The sequence below is a fragment of the Flavobacterium sp. PL02 genome, from assembly GCF_035013205.1.
GTDB lineage: Bacteria > Bacteroidota > Bacteroidia > Flavobacteriales > Flavobacteriaceae > Flavobacterium.
On the sequence record NZ_JAYGJP010000001.1, the window covers coordinates 817176 to 834973 of the forward strand.

Sequence of the window (17798 nt, forward strand, 5' to 3'; positions counted from 1 at the left end):
AAATACTATCTTGTTTAAAATTTTTTATCTTATTATGAAATACATTTCAATACTAATTACAACTGCTTTTTTGATGTCTTATTCTGTTTTCCCACAGGATAAAATTAGTAAACACACCGTTACCAAAGGAGAAACAATTAACCAAATTGCCCAAAAGTACAAAGTAACTCCTTATGATATTTATAAGCTTAACCCAGATGCACAAAGTGGGTTAAAGTTAGATAGTGTTTTGTTGATTCCGAATAATTCAGGAAAAACAACTAGTTCAGATAAATCTACAGCAACCGTTACTGCTAAAAAATCAAACGGAGTAACTACGCATGAAGTAGTGGCTAAAGAAACGCTTTTTGGTATTGAAAAAAAGTATAATGTTTCGGATGAAGCTTTAAAAAAGGCAAATCCATTTCTTGAAAAAGATGGTTTGCAAATAGGACAAAAGCTTGTTATTCCTTCAGGAAACAGTTCTAAAGAAGCATCAAAAGATTCTAAGATACCTGCTACAAAATTAGTTCCTGCTAAGCAACAAGATAAATATGTTTACCATGATGTTTTGGCAAAAGAAACTAAATATTCGATTGCAAAACAATACGGAATTACAATAGAAGAATTAGAGAAACGCAATCCAGAAGTAGTTCCGAGTTTGCCAGTAGGATATCGTTTAACAATAAAAGGAACAGCTCCAAAAACTGTTGCAACAACGACTACTCCGGTTAAAAACGAAGTAAAAACTCCTGTAATCGAAACTACCAAAAAAGTATCGTATGCAGATTATCAGGTAAAACCAAAAGAGACATTATATAGTTTGTCTAAAACATTTGGTGTGTCGCAAGATGAGTTACTTAAATTAAATCCAACTTTATCTGGAGGAGTTCAGGAAGGAATGATTTTAAAAGTTCCTGCAGGAATTATGCCTCCACCAGAAATTAAATCTGAGACAAGACCAGAAATTAAAGAGGAAGCAAAAGAGATAGTTACTCTGACTAAAAAGAGAAGTAATGACCGCAAAAAGATAGCGTTATTATTGCCTTTTAATTTATCTAAAATTCAAAGTGATACAACTAGTGCCGCTACTCGTTTGAAAAAAGATAAGTTCTTAAATATGACTTTAGATTTTTATTCTGGAGCATTAATGGCAATAGATTCTGCTAAAGTTCTTGGGCTACCAATAGATGTTTCGATTTTTGATTCTCAGGAAACCAAAAACGGATCAAATGTAGCGGCTATTATACAAAACAACAGACTACAAGAAGCTGATGCAGTTATCGGACCATTTTATCAAAGTAATGCCGAAGCAACTGCTAAGTTATTAGGAGAAAATAAAGTTCCTGTAATTTCGCCGTTGTCTAAAGATCAAGGAAATTCATTTGATAATTTATATCAAACAATCCCATCTAATGATATTCTAAAAAATGCAATGTTTGATTACATGCGTTCTAAAGGGGGTAATATAGTTGCAGTTGTTGATAAGAAAAAAGAATCAATAAGACAGTATATTCAGCAAAATCAGAAAGGTGTAATTTTTGCACCAGTTACCGAAGCAGGAGATTTTAATCCGGCAGGTTTAAAAATTCAGTTTGTACCTAACAGAATGAATTATGTTGTAATGGAAACAGGAAATACAGCTATGATTAATGCTACGATTAAAGTTATGTTAAGTTCTATGTCATCATATCAGGTACAGTTGGTGATTTTAGAACCAAACAGTACATTAGATACAGACGAAGTTAGTTTTGAAAGTTTAACTAAGTTAAAATTAATGTACCCATCAGTAACACGTGAAAACGAATCTTCGGGAGCACTTATTTTTGAAAAAGAGTATAGAAACAAAAATAAGATCAATCCAAATACGTATGCTACGAGAGGTTTTGATGTAACTTTTGATACTATGATGAGATTATCACAAGGAAAAACGTATGAAGAAACTGCAAGTGAAATTGCAACTGAACAAGTAGATAATAAATTTCAGTTTTATAAAAAAGAAGATGGAGGATTTGCTAATAAAGGCGTTTACATCTTATATTATGATAGTGATTTAACAATTAAAGAAGCAAACTAATGACATCAAAAGTAACCTATTTAGGGGATTTAAGAACTAAATCAGTACACGTGCAATCAGGAAATGAAATCATATCTGACGCACCTATAGATAACAACGGAAAAGGAGAAGCTTTTTCTCCAACCGATACTGTTGCAAATGCTTTGGCAAGTTGTATGATGACAATTATGGGAATTAAAGCCCGTGATTTAAATGTAGATTTCATTGGCTCAACTGCCGAAGTAACTAAGATAATGAATGCTGAACCAAGAAGAATTGGAGCTATTGAAATTGCTTTTGAAATGCAGGGTGTTGCAGACGAAAAAAGTAGAACAATTCTGGAACGTGCAGGAATGACATGTCCAGTATTTTTGAGTTTAAATTCAGAAATTGAAAAGAAAATTACTTTTAACTGGAAGTAAATTCTTCAGATTATATTTAAAAAGCCATCAAGGAATAATTCTTTGATGGCTTTTTTGTGTTTACTAAATGATTCTATAATCCTTTTTCAGGTCTTAAATCTTCAAGAATAGGAGTAAGGATGGTTTTTACTTCCTTTTGAATGGTTTCATTTTTTTGCTCAAAAATAACAATGTTGTTTTTACCTTTTTTAAGCCAACAACCAGGTAGGTAAAGTGTTTGTTGTGGGCCAACACTCCAATAACGACCAATGTTTATTCCGTTTACAAATACAATTCCTTTGCCCCAATCACGCATATCCAGAAATGCATCTCCAGTTTTGCTAAGGCTAAAAGTACCTTGGTATAAAGTTGGTCGATTTACTTTTGCAGAATTTTTATAAGCGGTTAAATCTGGTTCGGTTGTCATTGGTAATTTATACATTTCCCAATCGCCAGTAATTGTTTCTCCATTGATAATAACAGGACTTATGATTCCTTTATTATTGGCATTGATTTGTGAACCGTAATTAATGCGTCCCATGTTTTCGACAACAATATCTAATGTGGCATTAAATGGAATTTCTATTTCGCAATCGTATTTTTTGTAATAACGATTTAACTCAGCTACTTTTTTTCCATTTACATATACTATTGCATAATCGCGTAATCCATTCAATTCTAATTTCCCACTAATAGGTTGAGTAAATTTTTTGCTATACCAAACATAACCATCGCCTTGATTTAATTGTTCAAATGTTTGTGGATTATCTTCGATTACAGGAGAGATTTTAGATTTTAAATCGGCTAAATCTACTGCTTTTGTCAGCTTTATATTCGGAATAGTGATTACTGGTATTTGGTCAGGAATAGCTGGAGTTTCATTTGTTTTTAATAATTCTCTTAAAGCATTATATTTTGGAGTTGCCCAACCTGCTTCACTAATCGGGGCATCATAATCATACGATGTCATATCGGGTTGAATATCGTGTTCTTTATCATAATTAGCGCCCGAAGTAAAATCGAAGTTTGTTCCTCCGTGTACCATATAATAATTAAAAGAAACCTGATTGTCCAGATATTTTTTTGTTTGACGAACAGTTTGTTCTGGTTTTTGAGTGGGGAATGGTTCTGCCCAATGATCTAACCAACCAGGGTAAAACTCAGCTACCATATAAGGGCCTTGATTATTATTAAATTGATTCACGACTGCTTTTAGTTTAGCGATATCACTTTCACCATTTGCAGTGGGTAATGCACCTGGTAAAGCACCTCCTTCAAACAACCAACTTCCATCAGAGGTAAAGAAAGGAACTTCAAAACCAATATCTTTTAATTGCTGAAATACGGCTGCGCTATATTTTTTATGTTCTTCGAGAGGAACATCTTTGCGTTGAGCAACATAAGAACCAAATTCGTTCTCTCCTTGCACCATGATTATTGGACCGCCTTTGGTAATTTGTAAATCCTTAACCTGATTATACAATTCGGTAAAATAGGCTTTGGTCGCAGCCAAATATGCTGTATTGTAACCACGAATTACCATATTAGGAACATTCTGCAAGAACCACGGATAACCTCCAAATTCCCATTCGGCACAAACATAAGGACCTGGGCGTAGGATTACGAACAAACCCTCTTCTTGAGCTATTTTTATATATTCGGCTAAGTTTTTATTTCCTGTTTTAAAATCCCAAACTCCGGGAGATGTTTCATGATAGTTCCAGAATACATAGGTAGCAACGGCATTTAATCCCATTGATTTCATCATTTTTAAACGATGACGCCAATACGGTTGAGGAATACGAGAGTAATGCATCTCTCCAGAATGTATCTGGATTGGTTTATCATTTAATAAAAAGTTCCCATCGCTTATGGCAAAAGTTTGTTTTTGCTGTGCTACTAGTGGGGAGAGTATAAAGAAAGAAAACAGAAGGGTTAAATAAACTTTTTTCATTTTTAATTTGAATTAAAGATTATAATTTATTGTGTTTTTGGGTTTATAGAGGTTGGTTATTAATTATGTCACCCTGAGGCGAAGTGCTATATTGAGTTTCAATAGCGCTTAGTTGGGAACGCGGATGACACAGATTTACTCCGTAAAGACACGGATAAAAACAGATTTTTTTAAATTAAGGATAAGAAAAAATCCGTTTTTATCTGCGTTTTCGTCTTTGACGAACCCGTATTATCCGCGTTCCTGACTAAGCTTGATATTGATTAAGTTTATCTAGAGCAAAGTTGAATGAAATTAGTTTGACATTTTGCCTAAGCAAATGATTATAACAAAAAGAGGGCACTTTATAATGGTGCCCTCTTGATGCAATTTAACTAACTTCAAAATTTTATTTTATTTAGAAAATTCTAAACCTTTTAATTTATTCCAACCTCCACGTGTAAAATCTGGGATTTCTACTGGAGAAGAATTGTTGTCAAGAGAAATTTCTGTTAATGGACCTAAACAAGACCATTCTGCAAGATCATATACATCCATATCAAGAGGTAATCCATTTTGTAAGCAGTGAATCAAACGGTAATCCATGATGAAATCCATTCCACCGTGTCCACCAACTTGTTTTGCTTTTTCTTCGATTCCAACTACAATTGGGTGTTTGTATTTTTCCATTAATGCTTTTTTCACATCTTCTGGCATGAATTTGTGTGCACTTAAGTTTTCGTGATCTGGTTTAATATCTGAGCTAATAGATTTAGAATCTAATGCATAACCTTCTACAGGATATTTATTAGCAAATCCTTTAGTTCCGCTTAATTGGTACATACGGCTATACGGACGTGGAGATGTTACATCATGCTGGATTTGGATAGTTTTTCCATTTTCAGTACGAATCATTGTCATAGTATGATCTCCGTTTCTAAAATCTTTAATATCGATTCCAGATTTTTCTTTGATGTAAGCAGGGTTTCCAACTGCTTTTGTGTCCATAGAAACTAAATAGTTCATTTTGTCACCACGGTGGATATTTAATGCTTGACAAGCTGGCCCCATACCATGTGTAGCATAAATATCACCACGGTGTTTTATATTGTAATCCATACGCCAGTTATTCCAGTACTCTCCCCAAAATGGTTGAAGACCGTGAATATATGAACCTTCTGCATGAAGAATTTCTCCAAATAAACCTTGTTGAGCCATGTTTAATGTAGTAAGCTCGAAGAAATCATACACACAGTTTTCTAATTGCATACAGTGTTTACGAGTTTTTTCGGAAGTATCGATAAGATCCCAAATTTCTTTCATAGTCATTGCACCAGGAACTTCGATAGCTACGTTTTTACCATCTTTCATAGCTTGAACTCCTATGATAGCGTGGTGTTTCCAGTCGGTAGCGATATAAACTAAATCTACGTTTGGAAGCGCAGTTACTTGTCTCCAAATGTTCTCATCACCATAAAATTCTTTTGCTTTAGGAAGACCTTGTTTAGTAAGGATTTCATTTGCTGATTTGGTATTTTTTTCAAGCATATCACAAAGTGCTACAATCTCTACACCTGGAATATGTGTCATACGTTCTACTGCACCTGGACCACGCATTCCTAAACCAATAAAGGCTACACGAACTGTTGGGATTGGAGCAAGTGCCAAACGTAAAACATCCTTTTGTCCTTTGGCACGCGCAGGAGTAGGTGTCTTAATCATTTGAGCTGAAGAAGTAGCATATCCTAAAAAGAAGCAGGATATCAGAATAAATTTAAAGATACTAGTTTTCATGTTGAATTAATTTTAATTTAAAATTGTGGGCAATCTATTTTGGGATTGTCTTACTGTCTTTTTTATGGCAAAGTACTAAAATTTATACTTGGCTTATTATGCTTTAACGGTTTTGTAAACTTAGTTTTGGCTTTGGTGTATTTGTTAAAGAATCCTCCGTCTTTTAAAAAGAAGTATCCTTTTTCTACTCCACCAGAATAATCCATTCTATATCCTTTTCTTCCAGTATTATCTATTGTAAAAATAGCCGAATCTATTTCTGTCCAAACTCCCTTATCATCGCGATACCATTGATTGTTAAACAAAACTTTGCGAGATTTATTTCCTTGTTGTGGTACGAAATTCTCTAAGAAAGAATGAAATCTTTTTAAATAAGTATTGGTTTGCGGACGGTTAAAACTTGCTATTAACATCCATTTGTTTGTTTCTGGTGCATAAAAATATGCAGTGTACGTGGTTGAGTTATCATTTTGAGGAACTCCGTTAAGCAAGAATTTATATGTTTTGCCAGCTTTCCAGTTGTATCTTAAATAACTTTGCCCACCAGAACCTTCGTTTCCGAATTCACCAGTTTGTACATTTTCTCCTTTTTTCAGCATTTTAATTTTATGCGATTCAGGAATGCTTTTCGGATCATCTGTAACAAAAGGGCTCCAAATAGAAAACAATACGCGGCGCTCTGTTTCAGAATTTACCTGAATTCCAAAATAGCCTTCGCCAAAACCGTTTGCCATATAATAAGAACCTATTTTATCTTCGTTTACAGGAACGGTAATTTCGTTATAATACCATTGAACGTTTACTTTTTCGGGAACTGTATAATTTAAATGAACCGAAGGACCTCTTCGTCCCCAGTGAAAAAAGTTATCATCATTATTAGGTACAAAAGCAGTTTTTCCTTGGAGTGCTGACCCACTAATGATTAATTTAGAAATAGAAGGGAAATTGTTTTGTGTTTTACTAATCCCTTTTATTTTTAAAGCGACATATCCTGTATCAATAATTTTCCATTCGTTTATTATAATTGGTCTTTTGTTACTTTCGTCAAATTCGATTTTTTTCAATTCTTTGTTAATACCAAATTCTAATGTAGATTTTCCTTGAATATTTACAAATTCATCTGTTGAGATTCTAACTAATCCTGGAGTTGAAACTCTAAAATAAACTGTGAAATATTCTTTAGGATCTGTCCAGTTTTCTATTCCGTTATTGGTTATAGTATTATTACTTTCAAGATTATAAGAACTAAAAGCATTTCCGCCAAGAGGCAAATGGATTTCGTTTTTAGAATCTTGTGCCAATACATTTGTACTTATAAGTAATAATGTAAGGAAAGAGAAAATAATTTTATAATATTTCATTTAGCCTGATTTTAGCTATTATTGTTTTTTGCATTTAACTTCTCCAGAATCCCTCTTATTTGCATAAGAGGGAAATTCTAAAGAAGGCCTTATTTACTAACTAACCATTAAACTTAAAATTAGTTTTCAAAATCGGTATTAAGGATTTTGAGTTAAAGTACCAGGATAAGCATTTATTTCCGATTGTGGAATATATTGTACTACTCTTGGACTTGTTGCCGGATAATCTACCATTGGGGTATGAGGACCAGGGTAATGACGCGTCATTGTTTGTCCGTTTCTATAAACGTCATATCCACGTTGCGCTTCAAAAGCTAGTTCTAGCTGGCGTTCTTCATCAATAAGTTGTACTGCATTTGTACTGGTTAAAGAAGTATATCCACCACCAATGATTGATCTTTCTCTAACAATATTTAAATTCTTAAGTGCATTTTGATAATCTGATTTTTTAGCATAAGCTTCTGCCATATTCAAATACATTTCGGCTAATCTTGAAATGATAGGCGAGTGTAGGTGAGAACTATTGTCTTGCAATGAACATTTAGTAACGTAGTACATAGGATATACACGATTTAACAACATCATATAATCTTTTTCTCCTACATAGGTTTTACCAGCATAATTTATCGAATAGCTATTTTCGGCAGCATTTACTACAGTAAGATTGTAATCTGTATTTGCTATAGTAATATAGTATGAACCGCTAGAATTAGTTTTAAGAGGTTGTTGTACATAGTTATAACCAGTTTGTACTCCACTAGCATTAAAAGCATCTGTTATAAAACGGAAAGCTTCTGTTTTATTGTTAGCAGCATCCAATGCATATTGAGGATCGATAAAAGCCCATCTTGCATCTTTCTTTAAGCCAGATTTACGTAAAAGATCTAAGTATTTTGCACTTGCATACATTTCTCCCCAACCTTGTCCTTGTATATTAGCATACATACCACCGATACCATAATAATGATCAAAACCTGAGTACTCAGAAGCTACACGTTTAACAGCAAAAATAGTTTCTGTTTGTCCGCTTGCATCAGGTGCAAAAGTGTTGTATTTCATAAAATCGACTCTGCTAAGCATATTATAACGACCACTATTGATTACTTTATTAGCATATTCAATAGATAAATCAGCATATTGTTGATTTGGTGTTTCATAAGTTCCGCTCATGTATAAATATACTCTAGAAAGCATTGCCTGAGCAGCTTCTTTAGTTGCGTAAGTAGCAGTTCTGCTTTCATTCATTAAGGCTTCCCCTTTTTTAAGATCGCTAATTGCTTGCTCGTAAGATGCTTTTACTGTAGCTCTATCCGGAAGATTGATGTTGGCAATATCCTCCGGTAATCCGTTAACAATTGGTACACCCAAATTAGTTTCTGGAGATTGTGCATAAGGTCTGCCGTATGTTTTAACTAAATAGAAATAAACCATTCCTCTTAGGTAATAAGCTTCTCCTAATTGCTGATCCATTTTAGGGCTTTCTCCTTCAGAAATCATTTTCATTAAGTCACTAGATTGTGAGATAACTTTATAACTATTATTCCAGAAAGTAGATAGTCTATCATTGACAGGGCTATGCTGATAAGAAATAAAAGTATAGAATGCATCTGTAGAGGTACCTCTAATCATGATGTTGTCTCCAGGATATTCACCAACACGGTGCATTACATCTGACCAACCTTTAAGTTGTGCATAACATCCGTTAAGAAGTACTTCGACAGCAGCTTCTTTATCCTGCATAATTTTATCTTTTGTATATGAGCCAAATGGTTCTCGCTCCAGCTCACATGAAGATAGAAAACTAAGGGTAATAAATAATATGAATATTTTTTTCATGGTTCTGTTTTTTAAAGAGTAAGATTAAAACCTAATACAAATCTGCGTGTCTGTGGATATACTGAGGTTGAAACTCCAGTTATTGTTCTTACACCATTTCTTTCAAATGGAGGTATTTCTGGATCTACACCTGAGAAATCGGTAATTGTAAACAAGTTTTCACCAGATACAAATATTCTTAGATTAGAAATATTCAAACGCTCAATAGATAAATTATATCCAAATGATACACTTCTCATTTTTAAGTATGACCCATCTTCTAAGAAACGTGATGATGCTTTATTTGAGTTGCTCGAATTGTTATAAATTGCTTGTGGGTGTGTAGCAATATCCCCTGGTTTTTCCCAACGACTCCATCCTTTTTGAAGATTCATTTGGTTACGATCTGTATAAGCTCCATCTGAATCAAATTCTGCACGAGCATAGTTATAAATTTTACCACCTACTGAATAACTGAATGTTGCTCCAAAATCGAAATTTTTATAATTTAAACTAGTCGAGAATCCTCCGTAATAAGATGGCGTGTAGGCATCGATAGCAATTTGATTTTTAGATGCATCTCCATAGTTAGATGTCTTAACACGTTCTCCAGCTGCATTGGTTGTAAACCATTCTGGCTTTCCATTATCAGGATTTACACCAGCCCATTCTGTAAGGTACCAAGTATCTACATCTTTACCAGGTGTTAATAGTTTATTTGCTGAACCTGAGATTCCAGTTCCATCAGGAACAATAATTTGTTGTTTTGTTCCGTAAAGGCTTGTCACTTCATTTCTATTTAAACCAATATTAGCATCTACATTCCATCTCCAGTTTTCATTTTTAATGATATCTACGTTAATAGATGCCTCAAAACCTTTGTTGTTTACAGCCCCAACATTTCTCCAGATACTTGTTACTCCAATTACTCCAGGTAAGGGTACCTCGTATAATAAACCAGAGGTGTCTTTATTGTAATAGTCTAATGTTAGATTAATTCTGTTTAAGAAACTAACATCTAAACCAATACCAGTTGTAAACGTTTTTTCCCAGCTTAAATCAGGGTTTCCTATTTGAGAAATAAGCGCACCAGGATTTTCATTATAACCAGAAGACACAGAATATAAAGGTAAGTGCAAGTATAAACCATTTGGTCTGTTTCCTACTGAACCATAACTAGCTCTAAGTTTTAAGTTATTGATATAATCGGCTTTAAAGAATTTTTCTTTATGAATATTCCAACCACCACTAATAGAAAAGAAATTACCATATCTTGCATTTTCTCCAAAATTAGAAGCCCCATCACGGCGTATAGAAAATTGTGCCATGTATCTGTCGTCATATGTATAGTTGATGTTGGTAAACAAAGATTGAACCGCCCATTGAGATCTGTTACCTTTAACTTTTTCTGGAACAGTTGCAGCATCTGCAACAATAAATCCTGGAGGTATTCCAGTTGAAACACCTTCAGTACTTTTACCATTATATTCATTCCATTCGTATCCAGCAATTGCGTTTATAGCGTGTGCTCCAAATGATTTGTTGAATTTGAATAATTGACTAGTATAAAAACGATTGCTACTAGTAGTTTCATCTGTAATTCTTCCTTTTACTGATAACCCTTCAGAAGATCTTGGATCAATGTAGGTCATTGAATTATAATTTGAGAAGGTATAGTTATTTGTAGAAGTGAATGATAGCCAACTATTAATTTTAGCATCAAAGTCTAAATTGGTTCGAACACTATATCTTTCAGATTCTCCATAATTCCATTGTAAGTCATACAAATAGTTAGAACCCGTTGTGTTTACCCAAGTAGGATTTGGTTGGTTGCCTACCAAAGTTCCATCAGGAAGATATGGGCTATCCCAAGGCATATTGCCATACATAGCACCGACAGAATGTTGTTTGTCTTCAGTTTCTGTACGTGTAATATTAGCTTGAGGACGTATGGTTAACCAATTGTTTACTTTATAGCTAAATTTAAGTAGTAAGTTATAACGAGTATAATCATATCCTTTTATAGCACCAGTTTCGTCATATATACCAAGAGAAACATAGCTTTTAAATACGTCACTACCACCGTTAATTGATAAGTTAAAATCTCTTGCAATACCAGTTCGAGTAGCATTTTTCCACCAATCGTAATTTTTGTTTCTTAATTCAGGGTTCCACCACCATGCATTACTAAAATCTTGTTTGTTAGGGAAAGAGTCATATAAGTCATATAATTCCTGACCATTCATGATGTCAAAATTTCCTGTATTTACAGTTGTTGCAGCAGTTTTGATAGAGGCATTAATAGTTGCCTTACCACTCTTTCCGCTTTTTGTAGTAACAATGATTACACCATTTGCACCTTGTGAACCATATACCGCTGTAGATGCTGCATCTTTAAGTACAGTCAAGGTTTCGATGTCGGCTGGATTCATATTTCCAGAACTACTTCCTACAATTACACCATCGATGACCCATAAAGGATCAGTACTTCCGTTAACAGTAGTTTTTCCACGAATAACGATTTTACCAGTATCTCCTGGCTGTCCATTTCCTGAACTTACATAAACTCCGGTAGCTTTACCAGCTAATAAATTCTCTACAGATGGAGTAGTAATATCAGTAAGTTTTTTATTATCTAACGTTTGTAAAGCTCCAGTAAGACTTTCTTTTTTAATTTTGCTGTAACCAACGATAACTACTTCGTCCATTACTTCTCCAGCTTCTTTTAAAGTTACAACGATAGGCCCTTTTCCAATCGTTACTTCTTGTTCTTGCATTCCCATATAAGAAATAACCAATACTGTTTGATTATCTGCTACTTCTATGGCAAATTCACCATTATAATCTGTTTGTACACCGATAGCAGTTCCTTTAATAAGAACATTTACTCCAGGAAGTGGCATTCCATTAGAATCGGTTACTTTACCCTTAACAATTTTTTGTACCAATGATAAATCAATTCTATTTGTGCTTACTTCTTTTGATGAAGCAGCGTTTGAAATTTGAAAAGTCAAAGCGAACAATGAAAGAATTGCTAATTTAATTTCCTTTCTAGAAGGGGCGTTTAACCGAAAACTTCTAGGTTTTTGTTTAATTAATAAATTCATACTCTTAAAAATGGGTTTGGTTAATAATTTGTTTTGTGTTGTTGTGTTAACTGGTATTCATTTTTATTATAATCGATTTAAGGAAATCTGCCTTAAATGAAATCGTGATGCTATTCTTTTTTTACTATTAATTAGCTGAAAATTCAATTTTTACAATCTCAAACGTGTACACTTTTTCTTGTTTATTTAGTTATGTTTTTTTAACATAAATTGTACTTTAATTTTTAAGATATGACGAAACTATATATTTAATTTTTATTAAACAAGGAAAAACACAAAAAATGTGCTCGAACACACAATATTTGTGTTCTCGAGCACATTTTTTTTATGGAAAATGTTTTTTTAGTAATAAAATTCTAGTTTCTTATTAAAAAACATGAAGCTTCTGGATTATTTAAAAACTAGTGTTTTGATGGTAATTACCATAAGAAGATGAAATAAAGAAAGAGGATTGATAAAAAAAGTATCAAATTCTTATATAAGGGTACAGTTGAATATTAAATATTCCTGAAATATTGTGTTAACAAAGGCGATAATATAGTATCAATAACGGCCTTATAAACTTAAGATTTAATGTGTCTTTTTAGCTTAACAGAGATAATAGGAAATCCTTCAGATGACCGCAATCATTTGAAGGATTTTTATTGTGTGTATTTAAGTTAATTTTTGTTAAAAAAAGAGAATTTGGAATGAAAAGAAACCAGGTTGTAATTTCAGTTTAAATAGTAATCGAAATATTGAATACAAACGGAATATTAAAAAAGTTTAAACCTTAAAAAATTACCTTTTACTATTAAGTTGAAACAAGCCAATTTCTTTACCAGAATCATTAAGCATTTGTAAATTTAAAACTTTAGTATTAGCTTCAATTCGTATTAAAGTTCTAATTCCAGTTTCTGGTCCGCCGCCAATAACAAAATGATGGGAGTGATCTTTATTTGGTTCGAACATTCCGTATTCGTGTGTGTGTCCTGCAACAAACAAATCAATTTTATATTTTTCGAATAAAGGACCAAATAACCTGCGACATTCAGTTGTTCCGTGTTCTTCATCGGAATGATAATGCGGAATGTGCATCATTACTACACGAAAAGGAGCATTCTTAAAAGCTTTAGACTTCATTTGTTTCTCTAGCCAAACTGCTTGCTCTTCTCGATAAGAATCATAATTTACAGTTCCGCCATATACAGGATGTGAGTCTTTTTTATCTTCGCCAGTATCTAAAACAATTGTAAAAACGGGACCCATTTTAAAAGTATAATACTCTTTCTTATCGTAGTTGTAGTAGTAATCTAATAGATTTCTTGAGTATTTACCTCTGGTTTCATGATTTCCTCTCACAAGCATAAATGGTTTCTCAGTCGAAAATAAGCTGCAAGGATTAAGTAAATGATTGATGATTTGGTTTTCATCCGTTTGATAGTCAAACATATCTCCGTTAAGGAAAACAAAATCGTAAGGTTTATTTTGGTTAAGTTGTATAAGTTCGCCAAATGATTTCGGGCGGTCGTGTATGTCGTTTAAAACGAGCCAGCTTACTTCTTTTGCTTTTGGGTTGAGTGTTTTAAAATAATATGTTTCACTGTTTATAATATCTCCAAAAGTGATTTTATATGGTTGAAAATCTAAAATTTGTTTGGAGAAAACTTTATAGTAATAGGTCGTATCTGGTTTAAGATTTGTGAGTGTTACAGTATTGATTCTAGAATTAATATTCATCATACCATGAGCACATTGCTGGGCTTTGATCCCTAATTTTTCGGTTTCGCCATATTCTACCCAATTTAAGCAAAGTTGGTTAGTGAGCCACATTATTGTAATGCCATCATTTGTGGGAGCTTGCAAATAGGGCTTTGTTAAGAAATCATGTTTTGAGTCTGGTACTTCGCTATTTGTGTTTGATGCTAAAGCCGATAATGGTAGCCCTGTTGCTATAACAGATCCCGAAATACCTGCTATAGTTTTTGTTAAGAAGGAGCGACGAGAGTTTTTTTCTTCTTTCATAAAAAGATAAAAATTTGGTTATTTATAGTTAAAAAGGTTGTTATTTTGAGGTTAATAGGAACGAAACTATAGATTATATTTTATTAAACAAAGAAAAGTATTGTAAAATGTGTTCGAGCACATTATATTTGTATTATTGAAAAAATGCTATCAAAACGATAATTGAAGAACAATATGAATCAGGGAATTAAGAATTACGAAGTAAAGTCAATAGCTGCAAACCAATTAATTGTATCCGGAAAAGGCGATTCTGATTTATGGAAAACAGCAATTATCCTGGATGATTTTTGTTCGCCTTGGGATTCTAAAGCGGTTTCCCGAATCGAGTTTAAAGCCTTATGGGATGCTGAGCAATTGTTTTTTTGTTTTACCGTTTATGATTCTGAAATTCATATAGAAAAGAAAGATGATAGTATTGATAGTATCAATAATTCCGATAGGGTAGAGCTCTTTTTTAGACCAGACAGTTCGCTTAATCCGTATTATTGTATGGAGATTGATACCGCAGCCAGAGTAATGGATTTTATAGCGTATCCTGATAAGAATCTTAATTTTGACTGGTCTTGGCCAAAAGATGATTTATTAGTTAAATCATCTGTAAATAAGGATTCTTTTGTTGTAGAAGGCGCAATACGTATTGCATCCTTAAAGAAGCTTAATTTAATAAAGAACAATCAAATCGAAACTGGAATTTTTAGAGCCAAGTATTCTAAAACCAATGATTCCGATTATGAACCCACTTGGATAACTTGGGTGGATCCTGTTACCGAAACGCCTAATTTTCATATTGCATCATCATTTGGAATTTTAACCTTGAAAAACTAGATTATTCCAGATAAAAATCGGCATTTTCGGAGTTAATAATATCAATAGGTAAGAGCGTAACAGCAGGTGTTTCTTTATGAAAAAGGAAATGCTCTACAAGATATGTTATGCCAAGATATGCTTGTCTTTTTTGGTTTTGATGAATTAAAAAATCAATTACGCCAAGATTTAGATTATTTACATTCTCATCGATTAAGTCATAACCAATAATTCGAATTTTTCTATCCTTAACCTCGTTAATTGTCTTGGCTATTTGATATGCTCTGGATGTAGTAATAAAAACACCAGATAAATCTGGATTTTCATTGATGAAGTTTTTTAGAGTGACTTCAACATTCGGGCTTTTTAGTTTTAATGTTGTAATCTTATAATTAAGGTTTTCTTTTTCGCTAAAATAATTTCTAAAACCTCTTTCTTTTTCCTGCATGTGAATTGCATTCTTGTAAGTTTCATCAATGTGTATAATTGCAATTTGGCCTTTATCTATAATTGTATTTAATAATTTGGCTGCTACACGACCACTTCTAAACAAATCTTGCCCTACAAAATTTTTGATTAAAGTAGATTCTACCTGATTATTAAATGTATTTACAATAATATTTAAAGAATCGTATTTTTTTATAGCATCTAATGTTTCCTTATGAAATAAAGGAGCTAGCAAAACTGCATCTGGCGATTTCTCTATAATCGTTTCGTTTGTGTTTGTAAACGATTTTGTTTTTTCGGGATTAAAGTAAAATGTTTCAACACGTATATTGTATGCTTTAAATTCCTGAATAGCATCTTTAATTCCTTGAATGCAAGGAAGCCAATAAGGGTCGATTTGAGGATCGGGTAATAAAATACAGATATGATATATCTTATTGTTCTTTAAATTTCGAGCAATAAGATTGGGTTCGTAATCAATTACATTTAAAACTTCGTTTACTTTCTCTAGAGCCAGCGGAGAAACTTTTCCTCTTTTATGCAAAACCCTGTCAACAGTACCTTTCGAAACACCTGCTAATTTAGCAATATCTTTAATCGTATATTTTTTATTCATAAGGAGGCAAATATATAAAAACTTTGTATTTATTCTTTTTAGGAGATATTTATAAAGTAAATGGCTTTTTTATTTGTAATGAAGTATTTGGTTGTGTAATAAATGGTTAATTTACTGAAAAAACGGAATGTAAAACAAAAATATAAAATTAGGTATTCTTAATTTCAATTAACATAAAAATCTTAATAAATTTCAAGAAGATTTTTATCAACATTTTCAGGCATCTATATAAGTGTGCTCGATAACATTATTTAAGTGTGTTCGAGCACATTTTTTGTTTTTTCTTAGGTTAATTAAAATTTAATATCTAGTTTCGTAAAGTTAAAACTAAAATAAAAGCCTATTTTATAAACTAATAATAGTGTAATTACCAGTATTGCAGTATTTTAATATATTTTAAAAGTGAAGAAAATTATATCATTGGCACCAGGACGAACGTGCCTTTTTGGAGATCATCAGGATTATTTAGGATTACCTGTTATAGCTTGTGCAATAAATAGAAATATACAATTAACAGCAGTAGAAAATGAGACTTCTATTTTTAAACTAAACATGGAGGATATTAATGAAGTTAGAGTCATTGATATCAATGCAACTTTTGAAGAATTAGAACCACGTGATTATTTCGCTTCTTCGCTGAGAGTTTTAAGAAGATACGGTTGTATCCCTACAGTTGGATATGATATTACTGTAAAAGGAGATATTCCGATTAATTCAGGAACGTCAAGTTCATCGGCATTATTAATGGCATGGATTAACTTTTTAATTACAGCTTATGGAGTTGATTGCGAAGTTACTCCAGAGTTTATTGCGCAAATGGGGTATGCTTCAGAAGTTTTGGAACATGGAGAACCAGGCGGAATGATGGATCATTTTAGTATAGGAGTAGGGAATATTGTTCATATTAATACAAGCGTTCCGTTCTCGTACAATATAATTGGCACACAATTAAAAGGATTAATTACAGGTGTTTCGGGAGTTCCAAAAGAAACAATTGGGTTGATAGGAGAATTAAAAGGCAATGCATTATTGGCTATCGATATTATAAAGCAAAATTTTAAAGATTTTGATTTACATAAAACCGAATTAGAAGATATAGATAAATATCGTAATTATTTGCCAGACAGATTGATTCCGTTTTTTGAAGCAGCTATAAAGAACTATCAATATACAAAAGAAGCTTTAAAAGAATTTGATAAACCAACACTTGATTTGGTTAGAATTGGTGAATTAATGAACATGCACCATGCTGTTTTGAGGGATTTATTAAAAATAACAGTACCAAAAATCGACGATATGATTAATGCAGCCTTACGTGCTGGAGCTTATGGTGCCAAGATTGTTGGTTCAGGCGGAGGCGGAAGCATTGTTGTAATTGCAGATCCTAAAAAAGAAGATGCGGTTGTAGCTGCAATATTAGCAGCAGGAGCAAAAGAAGCATATACTGTAACCGTTGATCCGGGAGCAAGAGTAATATAATA

11 protein-coding genes are annotated in these 17798 nt (G+C 32.9%); 4 read left to right on the forward strand and 7 right to left on the reverse strand.

The features are described from left to right. Positions 1 to 34: 34 nt before the first annotated feature. Entirely contained in the window at positions 35 to 2056 is a 2022-nt protein-coding gene (locus tag SHI72_RS03460) for a LysM peptidoglycan-binding domain-containing protein (protein WP_323489065.1), read from the forward strand. Next, entirely contained in the window at positions 2056 to 2457 is a 402-nt protein-coding gene (locus tag SHI72_RS03465; RefSeq protein ID WP_323489066.1) for an OsmC family protein, read from the forward strand. The genes SHI72_RS03460 and SHI72_RS03465 overlap by 1 nt, the downstream gene beginning before the upstream one ends. Positions 2458 to 2530: 73 nt before the next feature. Here the strand turns inward: SHI72_RS03465 and SHI72_RS03470 are convergent, their stop codons facing one another. The 6 genes from SHI72_RS03470 to SHI72_RS03495 form a co-directional block, all read right to left on the reverse strand. Then, a complete protein-coding gene (locus SHI72_RS03470; RefSeq protein ID WP_323489067.1) occupies positions 2531 to 4390 on the reverse strand; it encodes a beta-galactosidase in 1860 nt (619 codons plus the stop codon). A gap of 393 nt (positions 4391 to 4783) precedes the next feature. After that, entirely contained in the window at positions 4784 to 6163 is a 1380-nt protein-coding gene (locus SHI72_RS03475; RefSeq protein WP_086895427.1) for a Gfo/Idh/MocA family protein, read from the reverse strand. Between the two features lie 62 nt (positions 6164 to 6225). Continuing rightward, on the reverse strand, positions 6226 to 7524 hold the full coding sequence (locus tag SHI72_RS03480) for a DUF3472 domain-containing protein (RefSeq protein ID WP_323489068.1): 1299 nt from the start codon (positions 7522 to 7524) through the stop codon (positions 6226 to 6228). Between the two features lie 138 nt (positions 7525 to 7662). After that, positions 7663 to 9360: a RagB/SusD family nutrient uptake outer membrane protein gene (locus SHI72_RS03485; RefSeq protein ID WP_323489069.1), complete on the reverse strand. Its 1698-nt coding sequence runs from the start codon at positions 9358 to 9360 to the stop codon at positions 7663 to 7665. An 11-nt stretch (positions 9361 to 9371) separates the two neighbouring features. Continuing rightward, positions 9372 to 12446, reverse strand: a complete 3075-nt coding sequence (locus SHI72_RS03490) for a SusC/RagA family TonB-linked outer membrane protein (protein ID WP_039111043.1) — start codon at positions 12444 to 12446, stop codon at positions 9372 to 9374. 780 nt (positions 12447 to 13226) lie between these two features. Continuing rightward, positions 13227 to 14450: an FN3 domain-containing metallophosphoesterase family protein gene (locus tag SHI72_RS03495; protein WP_323489071.1), complete on the reverse strand. Its 1224-nt coding sequence runs from the start codon at positions 14448 to 14450 to the stop codon at positions 13227 to 13229. Between the two features lie 174 nt (positions 14451 to 14624). Between SHI72_RS03495 and SHI72_RS03500 the strand changes: the two genes are divergently transcribed. Further along, positions 14625 to 15275: a sugar-binding protein gene (locus tag SHI72_RS03500; RefSeq protein WP_323489072.1), complete on the forward strand. Its 651-nt coding sequence runs from the start codon at positions 14625 to 14627 to the stop codon at positions 15273 to 15275. Position 15276: 1 nt separating this feature from the next. Here the strand turns inward: SHI72_RS03500 and SHI72_RS03505 are convergent, their stop codons facing one another. Continuing rightward, a complete protein-coding gene (locus SHI72_RS03505) occupies positions 15277 to 16317 on the reverse strand; it encodes a LacI family DNA-binding transcriptional regulator (protein ID WP_039111041.1) in 1041 nt (346 codons plus the stop codon). Positions 16318 to 16719: 402 nt separating this feature from the next. Between SHI72_RS03505 and SHI72_RS03510 the strand changes: the two genes are divergently transcribed. Further along, positions 16720 to 17796, forward strand: coding sequence for a mevalonate kinase (locus SHI72_RS03510; RefSeq protein ID WP_039111040.1), 1077 nt, complete (start codon positions 16720 to 16722; stop codon positions 17794 to 17796). Positions 17797 to 17798 lie beyond the last annotated feature (2 nt).